Annotated in this window: 17 protein-coding genes; 4 read left to right on the top strand and 13 right to left on the bottom strand. The window is 64.8% G+C overall.

What is annotated here, in order from left to right:
• The first annotated feature begins 155 nt into the window (after positions 1-155).
• From NLM27_RS31005 to NLM27_RS30995, 3 genes are all read left to right on the top strand, one after another.
• A complete protein-coding gene (locus tag NLM27_RS31005; RefSeq protein WP_254146892.1) occupies positions 156-1,355 on the top strand; it encodes an efflux RND transporter periplasmic adaptor subunit in 1,200 nt (399 codons plus the stop codon).
• Positions 1,352-4,516: an efflux RND transporter permease subunit gene (locus tag NLM27_RS31000; RefSeq protein WP_254146891.1), complete on the top strand. Its 3,165-nt coding sequence runs from the start codon at positions 1,352-1,354 to the stop codon at positions 4,514-4,516. The genes NLM27_RS31005 and NLM27_RS31000 overlap by 4 nt, the downstream gene beginning before the upstream one ends.
• 265 nt (positions 4,517-4,781) lie before the next feature.
• The gene (locus NLM27_RS30995) at positions 4,782-5,972 is read left to right on the top strand and encodes an ABC transporter substrate-binding protein (RefSeq protein WP_254146890.1); all 1,191 of its coding nucleotides are present in this window, start codon (positions 4,782-4,784) and stop codon (positions 5,970-5,972) included.
• Between the two features lie 250 nt (positions 5,973-6,222).
• Here the strand turns inward: NLM27_RS30995 and NLM27_RS30990 are convergent, their stop codons facing one another.
• Genes NLM27_RS30990 through NLM27_RS30975 form a run of 4 tightly spaced genes read right to left on the bottom strand, consistent with a single transcriptional unit; the run spans position 6,223 to position 10,821 of the window.
• The gene (locus tag NLM27_RS30990; RefSeq protein WP_254146889.1) at positions 6,223-6,609 is read right to left on the bottom strand and encodes an MAPEG family protein; all 387 of its coding nucleotides are present in this window, start codon (positions 6,607-6,609) and stop codon (positions 6,223-6,225) included.
• Positions 6,610-6,636: 27 nt separating this feature from the next.
• The gene (locus tag NLM27_RS30985; RefSeq protein ID WP_254146888.1) at positions 6,637-7,719 is read right to left on the bottom strand and encodes a lipocalin-like domain-containing protein; all 1,083 of its coding nucleotides are present in this window, start codon (positions 7,717-7,719) and stop codon (positions 6,637-6,639) included.
• Complete coding sequence (locus NLM27_RS30980) at positions 7,709-10,171, bottom strand: FtsX-like permease family protein (RefSeq protein ID WP_254146887.1); 2,463 nt, start codon at positions 10,169-10,171, stop codon at positions 7,709-7,711. Before NLM27_RS30980 ends, NLM27_RS30985 begins: the two co-directional genes overlap by 11 nt.
• Entirely contained in the window at positions 10,168-10,821 is a 654-nt protein-coding gene (locus NLM27_RS30975; protein WP_254146886.1) for an ABC transporter ATP-binding protein, read from the bottom strand. The genes NLM27_RS30980 and NLM27_RS30975 overlap by 4 nt, the downstream gene beginning before the upstream one ends.
• 144 nt (positions 10,822-10,965) lie before the next feature.
• Here NLM27_RS30975 and NLM27_RS30970 point away from each other — a divergent pair, with 144 nt between their 5' ends.
• Entirely contained in the window at positions 10,966-12,291 is a 1,326-nt protein-coding gene (locus tag NLM27_RS30970; protein ID WP_254146885.1) for an MFS transporter, read from the top strand.
• Between the two features lie 223 nt (positions 12,292-12,514).
• Here NLM27_RS30970 and NLM27_RS30965 read toward each other — a convergent pair whose 3' ends face one another.
• The 9 genes from NLM27_RS30965 to soxZ form a co-directional block, all read right to left on the bottom strand.
• Positions 12,515-14,233 carry an amidohydrolase family protein gene (locus tag NLM27_RS30965; RefSeq protein ID WP_254146884.1) on the bottom strand — a complete coding sequence of 573 codons (1,719 nt, stop codon included), beginning with the start codon at positions 14,231-14,233 and terminating at the stop codon, positions 12,515-12,517.
• A 210-nt stretch (positions 14,234-14,443) separates the two neighbouring features.
• The gene (locus tag NLM27_RS30960) at positions 14,444-15,649 is read right to left on the bottom strand and encodes an MFS transporter (RefSeq protein ID WP_254146883.1); all 1,206 of its coding nucleotides are present in this window, start codon (positions 15,647-15,649) and stop codon (positions 14,444-14,446) included.
• Between the two features lie 362 nt (positions 15,650-16,011).
• A complete protein-coding gene (locus NLM27_RS30955; RefSeq protein WP_254146881.1) occupies positions 16,012-16,182 on the bottom strand; it encodes a hypothetical protein in 171 nt (56 codons plus the stop codon).
• A gap of 88 nt (positions 16,183-16,270) precedes the next feature.
• Positions 16,271-17,308, bottom strand: coding sequence for an MBL fold metallo-hydrolase (locus NLM27_RS30950; RefSeq protein WP_254146880.1), 1,038 nt, complete (start codon positions 17,306-17,308; stop codon positions 16,271-16,273).
• A 221-nt stretch (positions 17,309-17,529) separates the two neighbouring features.
• Positions 17,530-17,988 carry a hypothetical protein gene (locus NLM27_RS30945; RefSeq protein ID WP_254146879.1) on the bottom strand — a complete coding sequence of 153 codons (459 nt, stop codon included), beginning with the start codon at positions 17,986-17,988 and terminating at the stop codon, positions 17,530-17,532.
• Positions 17,985-19,736 carry a thiosulfohydrolase SoxB gene (gene soxB / locus NLM27_RS30940; RefSeq protein ID WP_254146878.1) on the bottom strand — a complete coding sequence of 584 codons (1,752 nt, stop codon included), beginning with the start codon at positions 19,734-19,736 and terminating at the stop codon, positions 17,985-17,987. Before soxB ends, NLM27_RS30945 begins: the two co-directional genes overlap by 4 nt.
• 152 nt (positions 19,737-19,888) lie before the next feature.
• Entirely contained in the window at positions 19,889-20,194 is a 306-nt protein-coding gene (locus NLM27_RS30935; RefSeq protein WP_254146877.1) for a hypothetical protein, read from the bottom strand.
• Complete coding sequence (gene soxA, locus NLM27_RS30930) at positions 20,191-21,054, bottom strand: sulfur oxidation c-type cytochrome SoxA (RefSeq protein ID WP_254146876.1); 864 nt, start codon at positions 21,052-21,054, stop codon at positions 20,191-20,193. The genes NLM27_RS30935 and soxA overlap by 4 nt, the downstream gene beginning before the upstream one ends.
• The gene (soxZ, locus tag NLM27_RS30925) at positions 21,054-21,365 is read right to left on the bottom strand and encodes a thiosulfate oxidation carrier complex protein SoxZ (protein WP_254146875.1); all 312 of its coding nucleotides are present in this window, start codon (positions 21,363-21,365) and stop codon (positions 21,054-21,056) included. The genes soxA and soxZ overlap by 1 nt, the downstream gene beginning before the upstream one ends.
• Between the last annotated feature and the right edge of the window lie 6 nt (positions 21,366-21,371).

Below are 21,371 nucleotides of genomic sequence, written 5' to 3'. Positions count from 1 at the left end.
TTCCCTCCCTGTCAACCCGCCATCCGGTCAGGGTCTCTTCCCCAGCATCGGGTCCGCCGTCGTCTTGAAGAGTTCATCATCGCAACACATCTTGTGTCGCCCGCGGGGAGGCGAGTACCCTGTTGCTTCTGCGGCTTTTATGCGAGGACCTGGGGATGAGCGGACCGAACGGAAGCGAGCAGTTTGTCAAAAGGCACGATTTCGTTCAGCACAGCGCAATCGCCGGGCTTCTCGCCGCGGCGTTCGCCCTGTCCGGCTGCGACAAGCCGGCGTCACAGGCCGCTGCTCCGCCGCCGGCGCCGGTCACCGTCGCCCAGCCCGTCAAGCGCACCGTCACGGATTGGGACGAGTTCACCGGCCGCTTCGAGGCTGTCGAGGAGGTCCAGGTCCGCCCACGCGTCGGCGGCTTCGTCAACTCGGTCGAGTTCCAGGACGGCGCCATCGTGCGTCAGGGCGATCTGCTCTACGTCATCGACCCGCGTCCGTTCGAAGCAGTCGCCACGCAGGCGGACGGGCAGCTGTCGGATGCGCGCGCCAAGGTGGAGCTTGCCAAGCGCGAGCTCGACCGTGGCCTCAACCTGGTACAGACCAGCGCGGTCTCGGAGCAGGTCGTCGATCAGCGCCGCCAGGCCTTGCAGGGCGCGCACGCCGCAGTGACGCAAGCCGAAGGTGTGCTGAAGGCTGCGCGGCTCAATATCGAATTCACGCATGTGACGGCGCCGTTGACGGGCCGCGTCAGCCGTCATCTCGTCAGCCCCGGCAATCTCGTGCAGGGCAGCGACACTGGCACCTCGACGCTGCTGACCTCGATCGTGACGCTCGACCCGATCTACGTCTATTTCGACATGGACGAGGCGACCTTCATCAAATACAGCAAGCTCTGGTTCGAAGGTCGGCGTCCCAGCTCGCGCGATACGGCAAACCCGGTGCAGATCTCGCTCGCCGGCGAGACCAAGCCGTCGCATGACGGCTCCATCAACTTCCTCGACAACCGCTTGGACGTTTCGACCGGCACGCTGCGCAGCCGTGCGGTGGTCAAGAACACCGATCTGTCGATCCTGCCCGGCCAGTTCGGCCGCGTCCGCCTGATCGGCAGTGCGCCTTATGAGGCGCTGCTGATCCCGGACGTTGCTGTCGCGACTGACCAGTCCCGCAAGATCGTGTTCGTGGTGAAGCCTGATGACACCGTCGAGGCACGTCCCGTCGTGCTCGGGCCGCTCGACGACGGCCTGCGCGTGATCCGCGAGGGGCTGAAGGCGGACGATCGCGTCATCGTCAACGGCATCCAGCGCGCCCGCGTCGGCGCCAAGGTCGCCCCGCAGACCGCGCAAGCCCCGGCCGGTGGCAAGTCATGAATCTCGGTCGTCTCTCCATCAACCAGCCCATCCTGGCGATGGTGCTGTCGATCGTGCTGCTGATCGTCGGCGCACTGGCCTATACCACGCTGCCGGTGTCCGAATATCCTCAAGTGGTGCCGCCGACCGTCGTCGTCACCACGCAATATCCCGGTGCCTCCGCGCAGACCGTGTCCGACACGGTCGCAGCTCCCATCGAGCAGGAGATCAACGGCGTCGAGGACATGCTGTATCTCTACAGCCAGGCGACCTCGAACGGCCAGCTCACCATCACCGTCACCTTCAAGCTCGGCACCGATCTCGACAAGGCCCAGGTGCTGGTGCAGAACCGCGTCGCCATCGCGCAGCCGCGGCTGCCCGAGGAGGTCCAGCGCAACGGTGTCACCACGCGCAAGAACTCGCCCGACATCCTGATGGTCGTGTTCATGCTGTCGCCGGACGACACCTTCGACCAGCTCTATATCTCCAACTATGCGCTGCTCCAGGTCCGCGATCAGCTGCTGCGCCTCGACGGCGTCGGCGACATCCAGATTTTTGGTGCGCGCGACTATTCGATGCGGCTGTGGCTCGATCCTGACCGGATCGCCAATCTCGGCCTGACCTCGACCGAAGTGTTGGCGGCGATCCGCGCGCAGAACGTGCAGATCGCGGGCGGCCAGATCGCCGAGCCGCCGATCGCGGACCGTGCCTTCCAGCCGAACCTCACTTTTACGGGCCGCCTGAAGGACCAGAAGCAGTTCGAGGACATCCTGATCAAGGCCGGCTCCGACGGCCGGATCGTGCGGCTGCGCGACGTTGCCCGCATCGAGCTCGGCGCGCTGGCCTACAGCACCAACAGCTTCCTGCTGCGAAAATCCGCGGTCGCCATGCTGGTGACGCAGCGGCCGGGATCGAACGCGCTCGCGACGGCAAAGAACATCTCCGACACCATGACGAAGCTCAAGGAGAGCTTTCCGAGGGGGCTCGACTACAATATCGGCTACAACCCGACCGAGTTCATCGCGCAGTCCGTCCACGAGCTGATCAAGACCATCTACGAGGCCATGCTGCTCGTGGTCGTCGTGGTGCTGGTATTCCTTCAGGGCTGGCGACCCGCGATCATTCCGATCATTGCGATACCGGTTTCGCTTGTCGGCACCTTCGCAGTGATGGCGGCGCTGGGTTTCTCGATCAATAATCTCACGCTGTTCGGTCTGGTGCTCGCCGTCGGCATCGTGGTCGACGACGCCATCGTGGTGGTCGAAAATGTCGAGCGGCACCTCGAGCATGGCATGAGCCGGCGCGATGCCGCGCTCAAGACGATGGAGGAGGTCGGCGGCGCGCTGGTCTCGATCGCGCTGGTGCTGTGTGCGGTGTTCGTCCCGACTGCGTTCCTGGGCGGCATTTCCGGGCAATTCTTCCAGCAATTCGCCGTCACCATTGCGGTCGCGACCGCAATCTCCTGCTTCTGCTCGCTGACGCTGTCACCGGCGCTCGCGTCGCAGATACTGGTCCCGCATGAAGAGAAGAAGCCGCCGGCCGCCTGGAATGTCATCGCGCGCGGCTGGAACGCCTTTACCGGCGTCTTCAATCGCGTGTTCGACCGTCTCGCGCATGGCTATGCCGGCCTCGCCAATTTCGTGATCCGCCACTCGGTCATGATGCTTCTGATCTATGTCGTGCTGATCGGCAGCGCGGGCTGGCTGATCGTGACGACCCCTCAGGGCTTCATTCCCGCGCAGGATCGCGGCTATGTCATCATATCCGTGCAATTGCCGGGCGCGGCCTCGCTGGCGCGCACCACCGAAATCGTGCGCGAGATCGAGCGGATCTCGTTGGATACGCCGGGCATCGTCCGCGTCGCGGCCTTTGCCGGCTTCTCCGGTGCCACGCGCACCCAGGCCGGCAATGCGGCCGCGCTCTTTCCGGTGTTCGACGAGCCCGAGGCGAGAATGAAGAAGGGATTGTCTGCGAACGCCATCACGGTCGAGCTGCGCAAGCGCCTGTCCGCGATCCAGGGTGCCTTCATCATCGTGATTCCGCCGCCGGCCGTGCCTGGCATCGGCACCGGCGGCGGCTTCACCATCCGCATCCAGGACCGTCAGGGCCGCGGGCCCGAGCTGCTCGCCGCGGCCACCGACGAGCTTGTCGCCGCAGCGCGCAAATCGCCCTTGCTGCTCGGCCCCACGGTGTTCTCGCCGTTCTCGGCCAACACGCCGCAGCTCTTCGTCGACATCGACCGCACCAAGGCGCAGAAGCTCGGCGTGCCCATCGCCAGCATCAACGACACGATCCAGACCTATTTCGGGTCGACCTATGTCAACGACTTCAACCTGTTCGGCCGCACCTACCACGTCACCGCGCAGGCCGATTTCCCCTACCGCAAGGAGCCCAGCGATCTCTCGCGCCTGCGCACGCGCAATGCCTCTGGCGACATGGTGATGCTCGGTAGCGTGGTCGAATTCAAGGACGTCTCGGGTCCCGACCGCGTCGCGCGCTACAACCTCTATGCGGCGTCCGAGCTTCAGGGTGAGCCGGCGCCGGGCACCAGCTCGACCACCGCGCTCAACACCATCAAGAAGCTTGCGGACGACACGCTGCCGAGCGGCTTCACCTTCGAATGGACCGACCTGTCCTATCAGCAGGTCACCGGCGGCAATGCCGGCCTCTACGTGTTCCCGATCTGCGTGCTGTTCGTCTACCTCGTGCTCGCCGCGCAATATGGCAGCTGGACCCTGCCGTTCGCCGTGATCCTGATTGTGCCGATGTGCCTGCTCGCGGCCACCATCGGCGTGCGCATCATGGGCCAGGACGTCAACATCCTCACCCAGATCGGCTTTGTCGTGCTTGTAGGACTAGCGGCAAAGAACGCGATTCTGATCGTCGAGTTCGCACGCGACATCGAGAACGAAGGCAAGCCGCGGTTGGAGGCCGTAATCGAGGCCTGCCGCTTGCGCCTGCGACCGATTCTAATGACGTCCTTCGCCTTCATCCTCGGCGTGCTGCCGCTGGTGATATCGAGCGGCTCCGGTTCGGAGATGCGGCAGGCCGTGGGCGTTGCCGTGTTCTTCGGCATGATCGGCGTCACCCTGTTCGGGCTCCTGTTCACGCCGATCTTCTATGTGGTGGTGCGCAACCTGGCGGAAGGGCGGCGCGATAAGAAGCCGGAGGTCGCGGCGTAATCCCTCCCCAACGTCGTCCTGGCGAAAGCCAGGACCCATTACCCCAGGGAGAAGTTGTGGGCGAACTGGTTGTGACCCCGGTCTTCGCCAAACTTCTCCCTGGGGTAATGGGTCCTGGATCTGCGCTGCGCTTGTCCAGGACGACACCATTTTTTGTGGCACGCCCTCCATACTAACGGCCTACGCCGAAATTGATGGGCACGCGCGGGGTTCTTCACTACTATCCGCGCGATTTCACAACAGAAGACTGCTGGGAGTTAGGCATATGAAATCAGCACTTTTGGCCGCCGCGGCCTCGGCCGTATTGATTGCGGCGCCGGCCGCCGCGCAGGGCGTCAAGATCGGCATCCTCAACGACCAGTCCGGCGTCTATGCCGATTACGGCGGCAAATGGTCGGTCGAGGCGGCCAGGATGGCGATCGAGGATTTCGGCGGCGAGGTGCTCGGCCATAAGATCGAGCTCGTTACCGCCGACCACCAGAACAAGCCTGATCTCGCCTCTTCGATCGCGCGGCGCTGGTACGATGTCGAGAACGTCGACATGATCACGGAGCTGACCACCTCCTCGGTCGCGCTCGCGATCCATGAGCTCTCCAAGGAAAAGAAGAAGATCGACATCGTCGTGGGTGCTGCGACCTCGCGCCTCACCGGCGACGCCTGCCAGCCCTATGGATTCCACTGGGCCTACGACACCCGCGCGCTCGGCGTCGGCACCGGCGGTGCGCTGACCAAGGCCGGCGGCGACACCTGGTTCTTCCTCACCGCCGACTACGCCTTCGGCTACGCGCTGGAAAAGGACACCAGCGAGATCGTCACCGCCACTGGCGGCAAGGTGGTCGGCTCGGTGCGCGTGCCGCTCAATTCCTCGGACTTCTCCTCCTTCCTGCTCCAGGCGCAGAGCTCGAAGGCGAAGATCGTCGGCCTCGCCAATGCCGGCCTCGACACCACCAATTCGATCAAGCAGGCGTCCGAGTTCGGCATCGTTTCGGGCGGCCAGAAGCTCGCCGGCCTGCTGATGACGCTCGCCGAAGTCAACGGCCTCGGGCTCCAGGCCGCGCAAGGCCTGGTGCTGACCGAGGGCTATTACTGGGATCGCAACGACAGGTCGCGCAATCTCGGCGAACGCTTTCTCAAACGCACCGGGCGGATGCCGAGCATGATCCACGCCGGCACCTATTCGGCGACGCTGAGCTATCTCAAGGCGGTCAAGGCTGCCGGCACCAAGGATACGGAGGCCGTCGCCAAGAAGCTGAAGGAGCTGCCGGTCGACGACGATTTCGCACAGGGCGGCAAGGTGCTCGAGAACGGCCGCATGGTCCACGACATGTATCTGTTCGAGGTCAAGAAGCCCTCGGAATCGAAGAAGCCCTGGGACTATTACAAGCTGCTCGCCACCGTCCCGGGCGACAAGGCGTTCTTCACCGCCAAGGAAAGCGGCTGCCCGCTGACGAAGTGAGGCGGAAGGGACACAGCGAGCGCCACACTCTCGCTGTCGTCTCGGACAAGCGCAGCCCTTGGCAACGCGTAGCGTTGTCGAGGGCGGAGCGCCGATCCGGGATCCATAGCCACAGGCAGGTGTGGTTACGGGGACTCGGAGTTATCAGCTCGCGCCACTACTTCTCCCTGTGGTTATGGTTCCCGGATCGGCGCGCGCCTGAGGGCGCGCTTGTCCGGGACGACGGCTCGGATTGAGGCGGGACCTTCCCTCACACCATCCGCAACACCACCGCGCCCAGCGCCCCCGCCCACAGCGCGGTCGCGGCGAGCGCCTGGATTGCGAAGCCCGGGCTGCGCTTTGCCGCCGCCTTGGAATAGCCGATGAAATAGACGATGCGGCCGATGATCCAGACCGCGCCGATGCCGGCTGCGATGGCGTCACTGATGTAGATCGCGAACAGCCACAGCGCCGGCAGGAAGATCGGCATCCACTCCAGCGTATTCATCTGGATGCGGAAGGCGCGGTCGAAATCCGGATGGCCCGACATCGCCGGCACCTTGACGCCGGACTTGTCGCGTGACCGCGCGACGTTGATGCAGGTGGAGAAATAAAATGCGATCGCCAGCAGCGTGACGAGGGCGGTGAGATGATACATCGCTCGCTTCCTTGAAGAGACCGCGCTTCAATAGCCGGTCAGCTCGAGATAGCCAACGCCGTCATGCGTGCCGGCAAAGCTGATCGGCCCTTCCCAATAGGCGAAGCCGGTCCCCATCCAGGCCCTGGGATTGAGCGGCTTGCAAGCAATCGAGAACGACCGCGACGGAATTGCGATCTGCCATTCCACAGGCAGCTTGCGCCCCGCAACTTCGGCGGTCGCCCTCGGAATCATCTGGATATCGCTGCCCGCAATCATCTGCGTGTCGCCGGCGGCGCTGATCCAGTTGCCGAACGGATAATCCCTGCCGTCCTTCTGCCGCAGCCGGTACAGCATCAGCTTGTCGCCGGACGCAAGATGCAGCGACAGCCAGTCCCAGCCAGTCTGGTCGGCATCGAGCGGCTGGCTGCTCCATTCGCGGTCCATCCAGGCCTGGCCCAAGACATCGACACGCTCGTTGTCGATGGTGAGCGTGCCGCGCGCGCGGTAGAACGGCTGGCTGTAGTAGTAGGACGCCTGCCCGCGCTCAGACTTGCGGCTGTAGCCGCGATCTCCCTGCAACACCACCGGACGATCGGCTTCCAGCGTCAACGCATAGCTGAAGCCGATGCCGGAGGCCTTCAGCGTCAGCGGCGCCAGCGTGCGATCGTCGGTGCGCTCGAGACCTTTCATCTCCCAATCGTCGATCCAGGCCTCGAACGGCTTGGCCGTCACGCCGGCCTGGCCGACGCCGCCGCGTGAAAACGTTTCGTTGAAACTGTGAGTGTCAGCGCGCGTCACCGCCGCATGTCCCATCCACACCTGCTGATTGGCCCAGCCTTCGCCTTGGGGGCCCGGCTGCGTCGCCTGGCGGAACAGCGTCCATTGCAGGCCGCACGCCGCGCCGCTGTCGTCGACGAGATTTGCCGTGAGATACCACCACTCGATACGAAATTCCGGATGCGGCCCGTGATCGTTAGGAAAGGTGAAGACCTTTCCCGGCGTCACCTTGGCAAAGCCGTCGGCGGTCTCGCCGAGCCCGGCATAGCCCTGCGCGCTTGCGCGGCGCGCAAGGGCGAGCGCGGCGATGGAGGCGGCGACGGCGCGCCGCGAGATCCTGTCAGCGCTCATTGGCAAACACCTTGACGAGGCTCGCCGGCTGCATCCGCGCCAGCCGGATCATCGGCAGCAATGCGGCAATCAGCGAGGCGAGCAGCGCGACCGCAACCAGCTCGACCAGCTGCAGCGGAAACATATGGAACGGCAGCCGCCAGCCGAACGCCTTCACGTTGACGATTGCAATCAGGCACCACGCCACCAGCAGGCCGAGCGGCACGGCCAGCAGCGCCGTGAACAGCGCGACCGACAGCGTCTTGGTCAATTCGATCGCAGCAAGGCGCGGTCGGGTGAGCCCGACCGCCCACAGCGGTGCGAGTTGCGGCAGGCGAGAGTTCGCCAGCGTCAGCAGGCTTGTGAGCAGCGCGATGCCGGCGACGCCTAGCGTAAACGTATTCAGTGCGGATGTGACCGCAAAGGTGCGGTTGAAGATGCGGATCGATTCCGCCTTCACCGTCGCCTGGTCGGCGACACTGCGGTCGTCGAGCGAGAATTGCTTCTGCAAGGACGCGATCAGGCGGGGGATGTTGTCCTTTGCGACGATCAGGCCGATCCGCGTCTGCGGCGTCTGCGGAAACTGCCGGATCAGCGCCGCGACATTGACCGCAAGCTGCCCCTTGGGATTGCCGTAGTCGGCATAGATGCCGACGATGTCGAGCTCCCAGGTTCCGCCCGGTGCGGGCACCTCCACGACGTCGCCGACGCGGACGTTGAGCCGGCGGCTCAGCTGCTCGCTGATGAAGGCGGCATTGCCCGGCACGAGCTGCGTCCAGGCGCGCGGCGCGGCTTCCAGCAGAGGCCAGCGCTCGCGATAGAGTGCGTGATCGGGCAGGCCGAGCAATTCCACCGGCTGGCCCTGAATCTGCGCCTCCGCACGTCCGCCCGAAAGGATGGCCTGAACATCGCCGCGCTCCTTCAGCCAATTCCGGATCGCAACGGCTTGCGCGTTGTCGGACGCGCTGACGTAGACGTCGGCGGCCAGCCGCCCGTTGAGCCAGCCGACGAAGGTCCGACTGAATGTCTCCACCATGGTGGACACTCCGACATTGACGGCAAGTGCGAGCAGCAGCGCCATCAGCGCCAGTGACAGTCCGGAAAGTTGTTGCCGGCTGTCGGCCCAGAACCACAGCGCCAGTGGGCCTCGCGCGAAGCGCTGGCCTGCGAGCAGGATGATTTCGAGCAATGCCGGCAGGATCAGCGCCGCGCCGAGCATCAGCGCCGCGAGCACGCCAAAACCTGCGATCAGCGATTGCCCGTAGTGAAGCAGCAGCAGCGCGGCCGCGAACACCACGCACGCGGCAGCACTTTGCAGGATCAGCCAGCGGCGCTGCCGCTGCTGCCAGGCGCGCGGCTGCGCGGTCGCCAGCACCGGCATCCTGATTGCCTTGATCAGGCTGGTTGCCGCCGCGACCAGCGCGCCGGCAACGCTGATGCCGATCCCGGCCAGCCACCATTCAGGTCGCAGCGCAAGTTGCCCCGGGATCTGCGCACCATAGAGCCCGCGGAGCGACGCCGCGACGTCGGGCAATAGCGCAGCGGCGATGAAATAGCCGCAGACGAGCCCGATCAGGCCGGCGACCAGCGCCAGTGCCACGAGCTCGATCACCAGCACCGTGTTGACGAGGCGCGCCGAGGCGCCGCAGGCCCGCAACGTTCGCAGCATCGGCAGCCGCTGCTCGAAGGCGAGGCCGACGGCCGAGTTGACGATGAAGAGACCGACGAAGAACGACAGCAGGCCGAAGGCGGTGAGGTTGAGATGGAAACTGTCGGTGAGACGCTCCAGCTCTGTCTCTGCATTCGGTTCGACCCGCTGCAGCCGGTCGCCGACGACACTTTGAAGCGGCACGGGCTTGCCCTTGGGATTGCCAATCAGGAGTCGCGACACCTGATCCGGCTTGTTGAGGAGCTTCTGTGCCACGCCGATGTCGACCACGAGCACGTCGGGCACGAGCTGCGGCTGCACGCGCAGCGGCGGCAGTTTTGCGCCATTGCTGATCGCCGGCGCCGCGCCTTCCGGCTCCTGCAAGTCGGCCAGCGTCTCCCGCGCCACCAGCGTCTGGCCCGGCGGCGCGACGAAGCTGCCGAGATCCGCAGCACCAAGGCGCGGCGCGTTGCCGACATCGGCCGGCAGGGTCACCGGCTCGATGCCGAGCAGCCGCACCGAGCGTCCATTGATCTGGACCCGGCCTTCCAGCACCGGCGAGACCGGCCAGCCGGCACGCCTCAGCTTGACGAACAGCTCTTGGGAAAAGGTCGCCGCATCAGGCGCCACCAGCATCGCGGTGCGCACGCCGCCAAAGGTCGCCGCGGCGCGGTCATAGGCGCTGCGGGCCTGCTGGTTGATCGCCTGCACGCCGCTCCACAGCGCGGTCGCTGCGATCAGCCCGATCAGCAGCGTTGCGAACTGCATCTTGTGGCGCCGCCAATGGCTGAGCAGTACGGCGAGGATCCAGAGCGCGCGCCTCATGCGATGCGCCCCGCATGCAAGGTGAGATGGCGGTCGAGCGTGCCGGCGAGATGCAGGCTGTGCGTCACCATCAGGAAGCCGCAGCCCGTGCGCGCGACGAGATCGCGCGTCAGTGCCAGCACGTCCTCGGCGGTAACCTCGTCCAGATTGCCGGTCGGCTCGTCCGCCAGCAGCAGCGAGGGCTTTGTCGCCAGCGCCCGGCCGATCGCGACGCGCTGCTGCTGCCCGCCTGATAGCTGCTCGGGATAGCGCTTGAGCAGGCTGCCAAGTCCGAGCCGTTCGATCAGCTCCTTCGACCAGGCCGCATCGTGCCGGCCCGCGATCCGCGCCTGGAAGGCGAGATTGTCTGCGACCGACAGGCTCGGGATCAGGTTGTATTGCTGAAAAACCAGACCGATCCGATCGCGCCGCAGGCTGGCGCGTCCCGCGTCCGACAATTTGGTGACCTCGATGTCCGCCAGCCGGATCGTGCCGCCATCGGCGGCATCGAGCCCGGCGATCAGGTGCAGCAGCGTGCTCTTGCCGCTGCCGGACTCGCCGGTCAGCGCGACCCGCTCGCCGTCCCTAAGGTCGAGATCGACGCCGCGCAACACGTGGACCGGCTCGCCGGCAGAGACGAAGGTCTTGGAGAGATTTTTGATGCTCAGCACGATGATTGGCGCCGGACGGAATTAACGGAATTGCTGCGTAGCACACTTGCTGCGGAAATGCCGGGTTGCGTTGGTCTCGAACCCGTTGTTAGCTCCCAAGACGGCCAAATCAAAAAAGTGCCGAAAAGACATACGGGGAGAAGCATGAGCGCTGAGGGAACGCCAGAGATGGCGGGCAAGACGACCGGGACGCCAAAGGGCGCATGGACCATCACTTTTCTCCTCTTTCTCTTCATGGTCGTGAACTTCGCCGACAAGATCGTCGTCGGTCTCGCCGGCGTGCCGATCATGACCGACATGAAGCTCAGCGCCGAGCAATTCGGCCTGCTCGGCTCCTCGTTCTTCTTCCTGTTCTCGATCTCGGCCATCGTGGTCGGCTTCATCGTCAACAAGGTGCCGACGCGCTGGGTGCTGCTGACGCTGGCGGTGATCTGGGCACTCGCGCAGTTTCCCATGGTCGGCACCGTTTCTTTCACCACGCTGTTGATCTGCCGCATCGTGCTTGGCGCCGGCGAAGGCCCGGCCTTCTCGGTCGCCGCGCACGCGATCTACAAATGGTTTCCCGATGAGAAGCGCACGCTGCCGACCGCGATCCTGTCGCAGGGCTCAGCCTTCGGCGTCATCCTCGCCGTGCCCGCGCTGAACTGGGTCATCGTGAATCATTCCTGGCACTATGCTTTCGGCGCGCTCGGCGTCGTCGGCCTGATCTGGGTCTGTGCCTGGCTCGCGCTCGGCAAGGAAGGGCCGCTGGAGGACACGCAGGTCCTGGCCGCGACCGAGCCGAAGATCCCCTATCTGCAGCTTCTCACCTCGCGGACCTTCATCGGCTGCGTCGCCGCGACCTTCGGCGCCTATTGGGCGCTGTCGCTCGGGCTGACCTGGTTCACGCCGTTCATCGTCAAGGGGCTCGGCTTCTCGCAGAGCCAGGCCGGCTTCATCTCGATCCTGCCCTGGGTGTTCGGCGCCACCATCGTCATTCTCACCGGCTGGATCTCGCAGGTGATGATGGCACGCGGCTACAACACCCGCGTGGCTCGCGGCGTGCTGGGCTCGGTGCCGCTGGTGATCGGCGGGCTGATCCTGGCGATGATGCCGCATGTTCAGGGCGCGGGCCTTCAGATCGCGCTGCTTGTGGTCGGTTCGGGCCTGTGCGGCGCGATCTATGTCGTGTGCCCGCCCATGCTCGGCGAGTTCACGCCGAGCTCGCAGCGCGGCGCGATCCTCGCGATCTATGGCGCGCTCTACACGCTCTCGGGCATCATCGCACCCGCCGTGATGGGCACCGTGATCCAGCGCGCCGGCAGCACGCTCGACGGCTACATGACCGGCTTCACCATCAACGCGGCGGTGATGGTCGGCTCCGGCCTGCTCGGCCTGCTTCTGCTCTGGCCAAACACCGAGCGCGCCAGGCTGACCGGCGGTGCCGCCCCGCAGGCGGCGCCGCTGAAGAGCGCGGTGTCGTCGACGTAAGGGGCGGCGCTGGCCGCTCCAACCACAACTGTCGTCCCGGCCTAGTGCGCAATTGCGCACGAAGGCCGGGACCCATAACCACAGGGAGTGGTTTGGGGCGAAGCTGGTAACTCCGAGTCTTCGTAAAACGATTGCTGCGGCGTATGGGTCCCGGCTTTCGCCGGGACGACACTGAAAGTGAGGCGCGGACTATGCCGCCTCACATGCATCCCACAGCGCTAGACTAGTTCGCCAATCCCTGCGCACCGCGAATCAACTTCCCTGGCCGCTTTCCCGTCGCCTCGCCCTGCCGCCGCGTCACCACGCCGGACACGATCGTGGCCTCATAGCCGTCGACGTCCTGCAACAGCCGCCGTCCGCCCACGGGCAGATCGTAATGCACCTTCGGCGGATGCAGGTGCAGCCGGTCATAATCGATCACGTTGACGTCGGCCTTGTAGCCGGGCGCAATGAGCCCGCGATCGGTGAGGCCGACCGAGAGCGCGGTCTTGCGCGACTGCGCCGCGACCACGAACGGGATCGTGAGCTTCTCGCCGCGCCTGCGGTCCCGCGTCCAGTGCGTCAGCAGATAGGTCGGGAAGCTGGCATCGCAGATGATGCCGCAATGCGCGCCGCCATCGGAAAGGCCGGGCACCGATTGCGGATCGATCAGCATCTCGCGCGTCGCATCGAGATTGCCGTCGGAATAGTTGAGGAAGGGCACGTAGAGCATGCCGCGGCCCTCATCCGACAGCATGGCATCGTAGGCGAGCTCTTCCGGTTGGCGGCCCTGCCTGCGCGCCTGCGGTCCCAGCGCATTCTCCGGCGGCTGCTCGTAATCCGGGGGATCGCCGAGCAAAAACATCTTGTCGTAGTTCGGACGGAAGAACAGCGGGTCGTCGGTCGCGGTCGCCGTCTCGCTCAGGATCGCCTTGCGCACCTCGTTCTGATGCAGCCGCGCGAGGCGCTCCTGCAGCGGCAGATGCGCGATCGCCTTGTAGCTCGGATGGGTCTGGAACGGATTGCGCGACAGCTCGAGCCCGAGCAGCAGGCCGACCGGGCGCGCAGCGATCTGCGCGGTGATGGAGAGGCCGCGCCGTGCGGCCGCATTGATCTCATCGAGCGTCTGGCGCCAGCGCTGCGGCGACTTGTCGTTCTGGGTGATCGAGAACGAGATCGGGCACTTCGTCGCGTCCGCCACCCGCAGCATCATCGGCAGATCCTCGTGGATGGTCGACAGATCCAGCACGAATTGCAGCACGCTGCGGCCCTCGCGATGCATCGCGCCGGCAATCGCGGTGAGCTCGTCCTCGCCGGCCTTCAGTGTCGGCGTGAAATCGCCGGTCGAGGTGCGATGATTGAGCGTGCGCGAGGTCGAGAAGCCGAGCGCGCCGGAGCGCACCGCCTCGCCTGCGAGCTTCGCCATCGCCGCGTTGTCCTCAGCGGTCGAGGGATCGCGGCGGGCGCCGCGCTCGCCCATGACATAGACGCGCAGCGCGGCATGTGGCAGTTGCGCGCCGACATCGATGTCGAAATCGCGCTTCGACAGCCAATCCATGTAATCCGGAAAGCTCTCCCAGGCCCAGGGAATGCCGGCGCTCAGGACCGGCTCGGGAATGTCCTCGACGCCTTCCATCAGCTGGATCAGACGGGTGTGATCGGCCGGCTTGCATGGCGCAAAGCCGACGCCGCAATTGCCCATGATAGCCGTGGTGACGCCGTTCTGCGAGGACGGCGTCATGTCCTGGCTCCAGGTGACCTGCCCGTCATAATGGGTGTGAACGTCGACGAAGCCCGGCGTGACCAACTTTCCGCGCGCGTCGATCTCTTCGCGGCCTGTGCCTGCAACCTTCCCGACCTCGCTGATCCCACCGCCGGTGATGGCGACGTCGGCCTCGAACAATTCGCCGCCGCGCCCGTCCGCAACGGTGCCGCCACGGATGACGAGATCAGGGGTGCTCATGGTGTTTCTTCCATCTTGTTGTTGTTCGTTGTTTGCGCAGTTCTCTCTCCTTGTCGTCCCGGACAAGCGCGCTCTCAGGCGCGCGCAGATCCGGGACCCATACCCACCGAATTGGATTTGGCGAAGACTCGCAGTGAACAGTCTCGCGCCACAACTCCTCCCTGGGGTAATGGGTCCTGGCTTTCGCCAGGACGACAGTTGAACCTGTAGCTACGCCTTGGCCGGCTTCCGCTCCGTGAACGGCGACAGCATCACCGTCGCCACCATGAAGATCACGGACGCGCCGAACACCCAGTGCGGCGCGCTTTGATCCATGATCCAGCCAAACAGCAGCGGTGAGACGATGCCGCCGAGATTGAAACCGGTGGAGACGATGCCGAAGGCGCGCCCCGCAGCGCCGGGCGGCGCCGCGTTGCGGACCAGCATGTCGCGTGAGGGTGCGATCACGCCTGAGAGGAAGCCTGCGGCCGACATCGCGGCGGTCAGAGCCCAGCCGGGCAGCGTGACCAGTGCAATCAGCAGCACGATCGCAGCATTCGCGGCGAAGCAGGCCGCGGCGACCTGGCCGTGACGCTCGGTCCGGTCGGCGAGGAAGCCGCCTGCGAGCACGCCGATGGCGCTGGCGCCAAGGAACGCCGTCAGCGCGACATTGGCGGCGGAGTAAGAGGCGCCGTAGCCGCTCATCAGCGCCACCACGCCGAAATTATTGATGCCGGCGACCGACAGGCTCAGCAGCATGAACAGCGCAGTCAGCAGGATCAGCGCCGGCGTGATGACGGCCTGCTTTGGCGCGTTCTCGCTGCCGGGTTTCTTTTTATGCGCTCCGGCGTCGGGAATATTCATGGCGATCAGCAGCAGCGCCACCGCGACACCGATGGCGCCCGAAGCGATCAGCGCGCCGGTGCCGCCGGACAATGTGACGAGCGCAGCCACGACCGCCGGTGCGACGGCGCCGCCGAGAAAGCCGGCAAAGGTATGGATCGAGAAGGCGCGGCCCATCCGCGCCTCGTCCATGTGCTCGGCCAGGATCGCGTAATCGGCGGGATGATAGACGCTGTTGGCGAGGCCGAGCAGGACGGCGCAGGCGATCAGCGAGGCGTAGCTGAGATGCAGGCCGAGCAGGATCAGCGCGAAGCCGCCGAGCGCAAGCCCTGCCAATAGAATGCGCCGCGCGCCAAAATGGTCGACGAGATAGCCGGTCGGCGCCTGGGTCAATCCGGACACCACCGCAAACACGGTGAGCGCGAAGCCGAGCTCGATATAGCCGACGCCGAGCTGGCTCTTGAGGAACGGGAACAGCATCGGCAGCACCAGCAGATGGAAATGGCTGACCCAATGCGCGATCGAGATTCCCGTCAGCGTGCGCAGCGCACTGTCCGCCTTGCCTTGCTGCGGTGCGGCGAGAACGTCGACCATTGCAGTTCCGTTGTGCCTCCCAAGAGAGGCGCAAACTATCGGGCAGAGCGGTTATTTGTCCATGAACGCAGGCGCATGGCAGGTAGCGCGGGCGGGGGCGCGGGGGGCTGTGAGGGGGCACCATGCCTCCGCATCGTCGTCCCGAGAGAGCGAGCGCGGTGCATCCTCATCGTCGTCCTGGCCTAGTGCGCAATTGCGCACGGGAGCCAGGACCCATTACCCCAGGGAGGAGTTTGGCAGAGGATCGTCGTCCGGTACTGCGACCGCACACAATCGAGAAATCACGCGGTGGTCCTAGCTTTCGCCAGGACGATGGCGGAGGATGGGGCGCTAGTGCATCGTCAAACTCAATCCGCTCCCCCTCACAACGGCTCGTCATCCGGACCGTAGCGGTCGCGCTTCGGCGTCGCGATGTCGCCGTCTTCGTAATCGTCGTCACTGTCGAGCGGAGGCGGGGGCTTTTTCGCCTTGTCGCCCGCCGATTTGTTGTCCGCAACCTTGTGCGGTTCATTCGGCTTGCAAGTCTTGGCCATCGCTGTTCTCGGATGCTGATGCTGCATCCGTCCTACCCGAAATATATGGGTGGCTCCTGATCTATCTCAAGAATGGCGACGAGGCCGTTCAGTGCAGCACCGGCCCGCCCGCCTTCTTCCAGGCGTCGATGCCGCCGGCGATATGGGCGGTGTTGGAGAGGCCGGCCGCCTTGGCGGCGGCAACTGCCATCGCTGAGCGTTCGCCGAAGGCGCAGAAGAACACGACGCGGCGGCCGGTGGCGGCCGCGACCTCTCGCAGCATGCCGCCGGGCTTGAGGCTTTCCTCCACGGATTGATAGGGCGTGTGCAGCGCGCCTTCGAGCATGCCGTGCTTGAGGCGCTCGTTGCTCTCGCGCAGATCGACCAGCAGGATGTCGGGCCGGCCGAGGATGCGGATCGCTTCGATCGCGCTGAGCGCGCGGCCCTCTTTCTCGAGCTCCTCCTGATGTAGGCCGACATGCATGTTGGCGGGGACCGCCACATCCATCATCTTGGGATTGGGCAGCTTCAGGTTGGCCATCAGCTCGATATATTCGTCGACCGAGCGCACCTGGAGCCGCGGATTGTAGCGCTTCTCCTCGCCGATGGTGGAGACGGTGTCGCCCTTGTAGTCATGCGCCGGGAATACCATCGTCTCGTCCGGCAGCTTGAGCAGGCGGTTGAAAATCGATTCGTACTGCGCGCGCGATGAACCGTTCTGGAAATCGGTGCGGCCGGTGCCGCGGATCAGCAGCGTATCACCGGTGAAGACGCGGTCGCCCATGAGATAGGAATAGGAATCGTCGGTATGGCCGGGCGTGTACATCACGTCGAGCGACAGGCCCTCGATCGTCACCTTGTCGCCGTCCGCCACCCGCATGGCGACGACGTCGGCCTTGGTCTGGTCGCCCATCACGGTCATGCAATGGGTGCGGTCGCGCAGCTCGCCGAGACCGGTGACGTGATCGGCATGCAGATGGGTGTCGACAGCCTTGACCAGCTTGAGGTCGAGCTCGCGCAGTAATTGGCAGTAGCGCTCGACCTTTTCCAGGACGGGATCGAGAATCAGCGCCTCGCCGCCGGGGCGGCTCGCAAGCAGATAGCTGTAAGTGCCCGAAACGCTGTCGAAGAGCTGACGGAAGATCATGGCGGGAACCCGGTGTGAACTGGTTCCCAAGATTCTACTACGCCGATGGTCAAAAGGAGAAGTAATTCACTGCTCGGATGATCAAATTTAGAAGATTTTTATTGCGCGTGATGGAGCTGGGGGCAGTTGTGGGGGCTACCATAACCCCAGGGAGGACTTTCGCGCGGTATGGGTCCCTTGCGTTCGCAGGGACGACAGGGGAGTGTGCGGCGGCAGCGCCCCTACGGCCGCACCACCGTGTAGCCGTTCTCCGCCAGGAACAGGATCTGCCCCACCCCGACCTGCACCGGCGTTGCTCCGGGAATGAAGTCCGGCCGCTTGCCGGTCTCGCGCTCGATCGTGTCGACGGTGTTGAGGCAGATGTCGAAGCGCACGCCCTGTGCGATCAGGCTCTCGACCTGCTTGCGGCGCTCGCTGCTGGACAGCAAGAGGTCGATGCCGGGACCGAACGCCACCACCTCGATCGCGATCTTGTCGGGGTCGTAAGCCTTCAGCAGGTTGTTGGCGACGCTGAGCACCAGCGCCTGCTTCTTCGCATCGCCGTCGGAGAGCTGGAGCACGACCTTGTGCTCCGCGAACGGCTTGTCCTGGAGCGGCACCTGCTGCGCAATAGCTGGCGGGATCGCCATCCAGGCGAGCAGGGCCAGCAGCATCGCGGATAAGATGTGCGAGCGCATCATCCCTGTCCTGCAATGCCTGGATTGCCATCGACGCCTTTCAGCGTGACGCCGGCGCCGAGCCGCTCCTGAAACATGCGGCCCGAGCGCAGATATTTGCCGACCACGTCCCACACCGGCGCGCCCCGCTGGCTGTTGACCGACGCCCAGCCCGCGACCTTGTAGCGGTGGCTGGCGCCGAGCGCCTTGCCGCTATTGAGCTTCAGCTCGGAAATGCGATGGCCGATCGCGGCGTCCGGCGTGCAGGTGTAGCTGAGGCCGCCGGCGCGCACCATGTCGCCACCCTGCTGATAATAGGGATCGGCGTTGAAGAGGTTGTCGCAGATGTCTTCCAGCACGTCCTTGATCTCTGCGCCGGTCATCTCCTGCACGTAGGTCTCGGGATAGGTGATCGCCGTCTCCGCGAGCACATCCTCCATGGTCAGCGCCTGGCCTGACAGCGTGGTGACCCCCCAGCGGAAGCCCGGCGACAGCGCGATCTCGGCATCGAGCTCGGTGCGCAGCGCCGTGCAGATCAGCTCGTCGACGGGACCGGAAAAATTGCCGCGGCGATAGAGCAGGCGATCGGGTGTTGCGATCTTCTCCGACCAGTCGGTGACGTGCGGCGCACGCAGCCGGCCGATCAGCTCGGCCATTGCAGGGTCGGGCTTCAGCAGCTCGGAAAAGACCGGCAGCAGATGATATCTGACGTCGTTGACCTTGCCCTTGCCGATGGCGAGATCGAGCACGGCCAGAAATTTTCCGTTGGAGCCGGCATTGGTGACGAGCGTGGTACCACCGGCGTTCTTCACGGCAATCGGCTGCGGCACGGCGTCATGGGTGTGGCCGCCGAGGATGACGTCGATGCCGGTGACGCGGCTTGCGAGCTTGAGATCGACATCCATGCCGTTGTGCGAGAGCAGGATGACGGCGTCGACCTTGTCGGCGCTCCGCAGGACATCGACATGTTTCTGCAGCTCGTCCTCGCGAATGCCAAAAGTCCAGTCCGGCGTGAACCGCTTGGGATGCGCGATCGGCACGTAGGGGAAAGCCTGGCCGACGATCGCGATGCGGTGCCCGCCGAGTTCCTTGATGACGGACGGTTTGAACACGCGCCCGCTGGCCTTGTCGAAGGCGGGCGCGTCGTTGAACGCGGCTTCCTCGGTCAGGAAGACGTTCTGCGCCAGAAACTCGCCCTTGAAGCGCTCGAGATTGTCGCGCAGCGGCTGTTCGCCATAGGTGAATTCCCAATGGCCGGTCATCGCCTCGATGCCGAGCAGATTGGCGACCTCGACCATGTCGCGGCCCTGCATGACGTTGGCAAGCCCCGTGCCCTGCCAGAGATCGCCGCCGTCGACGAGCAGCGAATGCTTCTCGCCGACGTCGCTGCGCAAGCGGTCGACCAGCGTCTTCAGGTGGGCGAAGCCACCGAGCTTGCCGAAGCGGCCCGCGGATTTCTCGAACTCGACGCAGGTGAAGGCATAGGCATCCGCGCTGTCGGACCGGATGCCGAAGTGCTCCAGGAAGGCCCGCCCGACCAGATGCGGCGGCCGTCCCGCCATCTCACCGATGCCGATATTGACGCTGGGCTCGCGGAAATAAACCGGATTGAGCTGCGCATGCGTGTCGGTGATGTGCAGGATGCGCGCATTGCCGAAGCGCTCGATGTCATAGATGCTCGCGGTGTCGGCACCGCGCGCGAGCCGCGGCAGACCGAGAGACGCCGCGGCAAGGCCTGCGTTCTTCAGGAAATCGCGGCGGCGGATGGCCATCTCAAATTCTCCGCGCGCTCAACGCTATCGACCGTTCCACGAGCATGATCCGGACCCGAAGGGCCGCGTTAGCGCAAAGTGTGGTGCGGCTTTCCGACAAGATCGTGCTCAAAGAATGGTCTGGAACGCGATGTTCCGCGCGTCAGCCCATTCTAGCGGATTTCCATCGCCTTCCAGGCCTCTTTTTCAGAATTTGCCTGGAAGATCGACGCCTTCGCCAAGGCCTCGGCCTCCTTCGCCGCGGCAAATGCGCGGTCGAAATCGCCGCCATCGGCCGCTTTCTTCGCCGCGGCCAGCGTCGAGACGGTCGTGGTCCATTGGTGGCGCAGGCTGGCCGCCTCCTTGGAGGCGGCTTCCGCGGCGGCATAGGCCGCCTTGTAGTCTGCTTCGGTCGCCGCGCGCGCCGTTGGCACGAGGCTGAGAGCGAGCAGCATGGCGAGAGGGAGTGTCCGCTTCATGGCCTTGCTCCCGGACCCGAGATCGGCAGGCCGTTGGCGACATAGGACAGGAAATACTCGACGTCGCGATATTCGTCCGACTGCGGCTCCAGCGGAACCGCGCGGGTCTGGCTGTTGCAGGTGACGAAGCGGCGGCTGGTCGTGCCCATGCCGCTCCATTCGGACCGGTAGATCGGCATCGCATTGACGATGCCGAGCGCCGGCGCCAGGATCTCGGCGCGGATGCGCTCGCCCGGGCTTTGCACATGGCAGCTCGCGCAGGAGAAATTCATCTGGCCGCGGCGGGTGTAGAAATAGCGCTTGCCGTTCTCGAACGCCGCGAGCGCGCGGGGATCGTCGGGGATCTTGATGTCCATCGGCTTGCCGCGCGAGGTGAAGGCCATGTAGGCCATCAGCGAAGCCATCTCGTCCTTCACATAGGAGTAGGGCGCCTCGCCATTGGCCTCTCGGCAGCGGTTGAGCGCGAGCTCCAGCGTGACGACCTTGCCTTCCTTCTCGTCGAAGTACGGATAGTTCTGGCGGACGCCGATGCCGCCGTTCGGAAAGCAGTCGGCATAGGTCTTGCCGTTCTTGAACGGCGTCGAAAACATCTCCTTGCCGGCGTCGAGCGCAAACTCGTAAGGCGGGAATTCCTCCTTTTCCTGCCACTGCCGCTTCATGTCCTCGTTCATGGAATAAGGACCGTTGACGAAATCCTCGTGCTTCACGTTCGGAAACTTCTGGAAGAAGAAGTTCTGGAACGCCTTGGCGTCAGTGACGGGATCGACCTTGTCGGCCGCAATGACATGCGGCGAGGTGAGGGCGAATGCGACGAGCGCCGCGCTCACCGAGCCGAGCAGGAGGGAGAGGCGAGTCTTCATCACGCGATCTTCGCGGTGGTCGTGTCCGACGCACCCTTGTTGTCGATCCAGGAGATCTTGAGATCGTCGCCCTTCTTGGCGCCCTTGAAGCTGAATTTGACATAGGGGTCCTTGGAGACCGCCGTGCCCCAATCGGCGACGAAGACGTCCTTGCCGTTACACTCGAACTTCAGCTCCTGGATGAAGTGCGCAGGGATCAGCTCGCCCTTGGAATCCTTCATCAGGCCGGTATCCATGGGGTGCTGGATCAGCGCCTGCACCTCGGTGATGTCGCCATTGGATGTTGCGCGCACGCGAATGCTTGATGCCATCGGACC

Origin of the sequence: Bradyrhizobium sp. CCGB12, from assembly GCF_024199845.1 — a bacterium.
Taxonomy (GTDB): domain Bacteria; phylum Pseudomonadota; class Alphaproteobacteria; order Rhizobiales; family Xanthobacteraceae; genus Bradyrhizobium.
The sequence above is the reverse complement of the archived record's forward strand: the minus strand, read 5'-3'. Positions and strand labels throughout refer to the sequence as shown.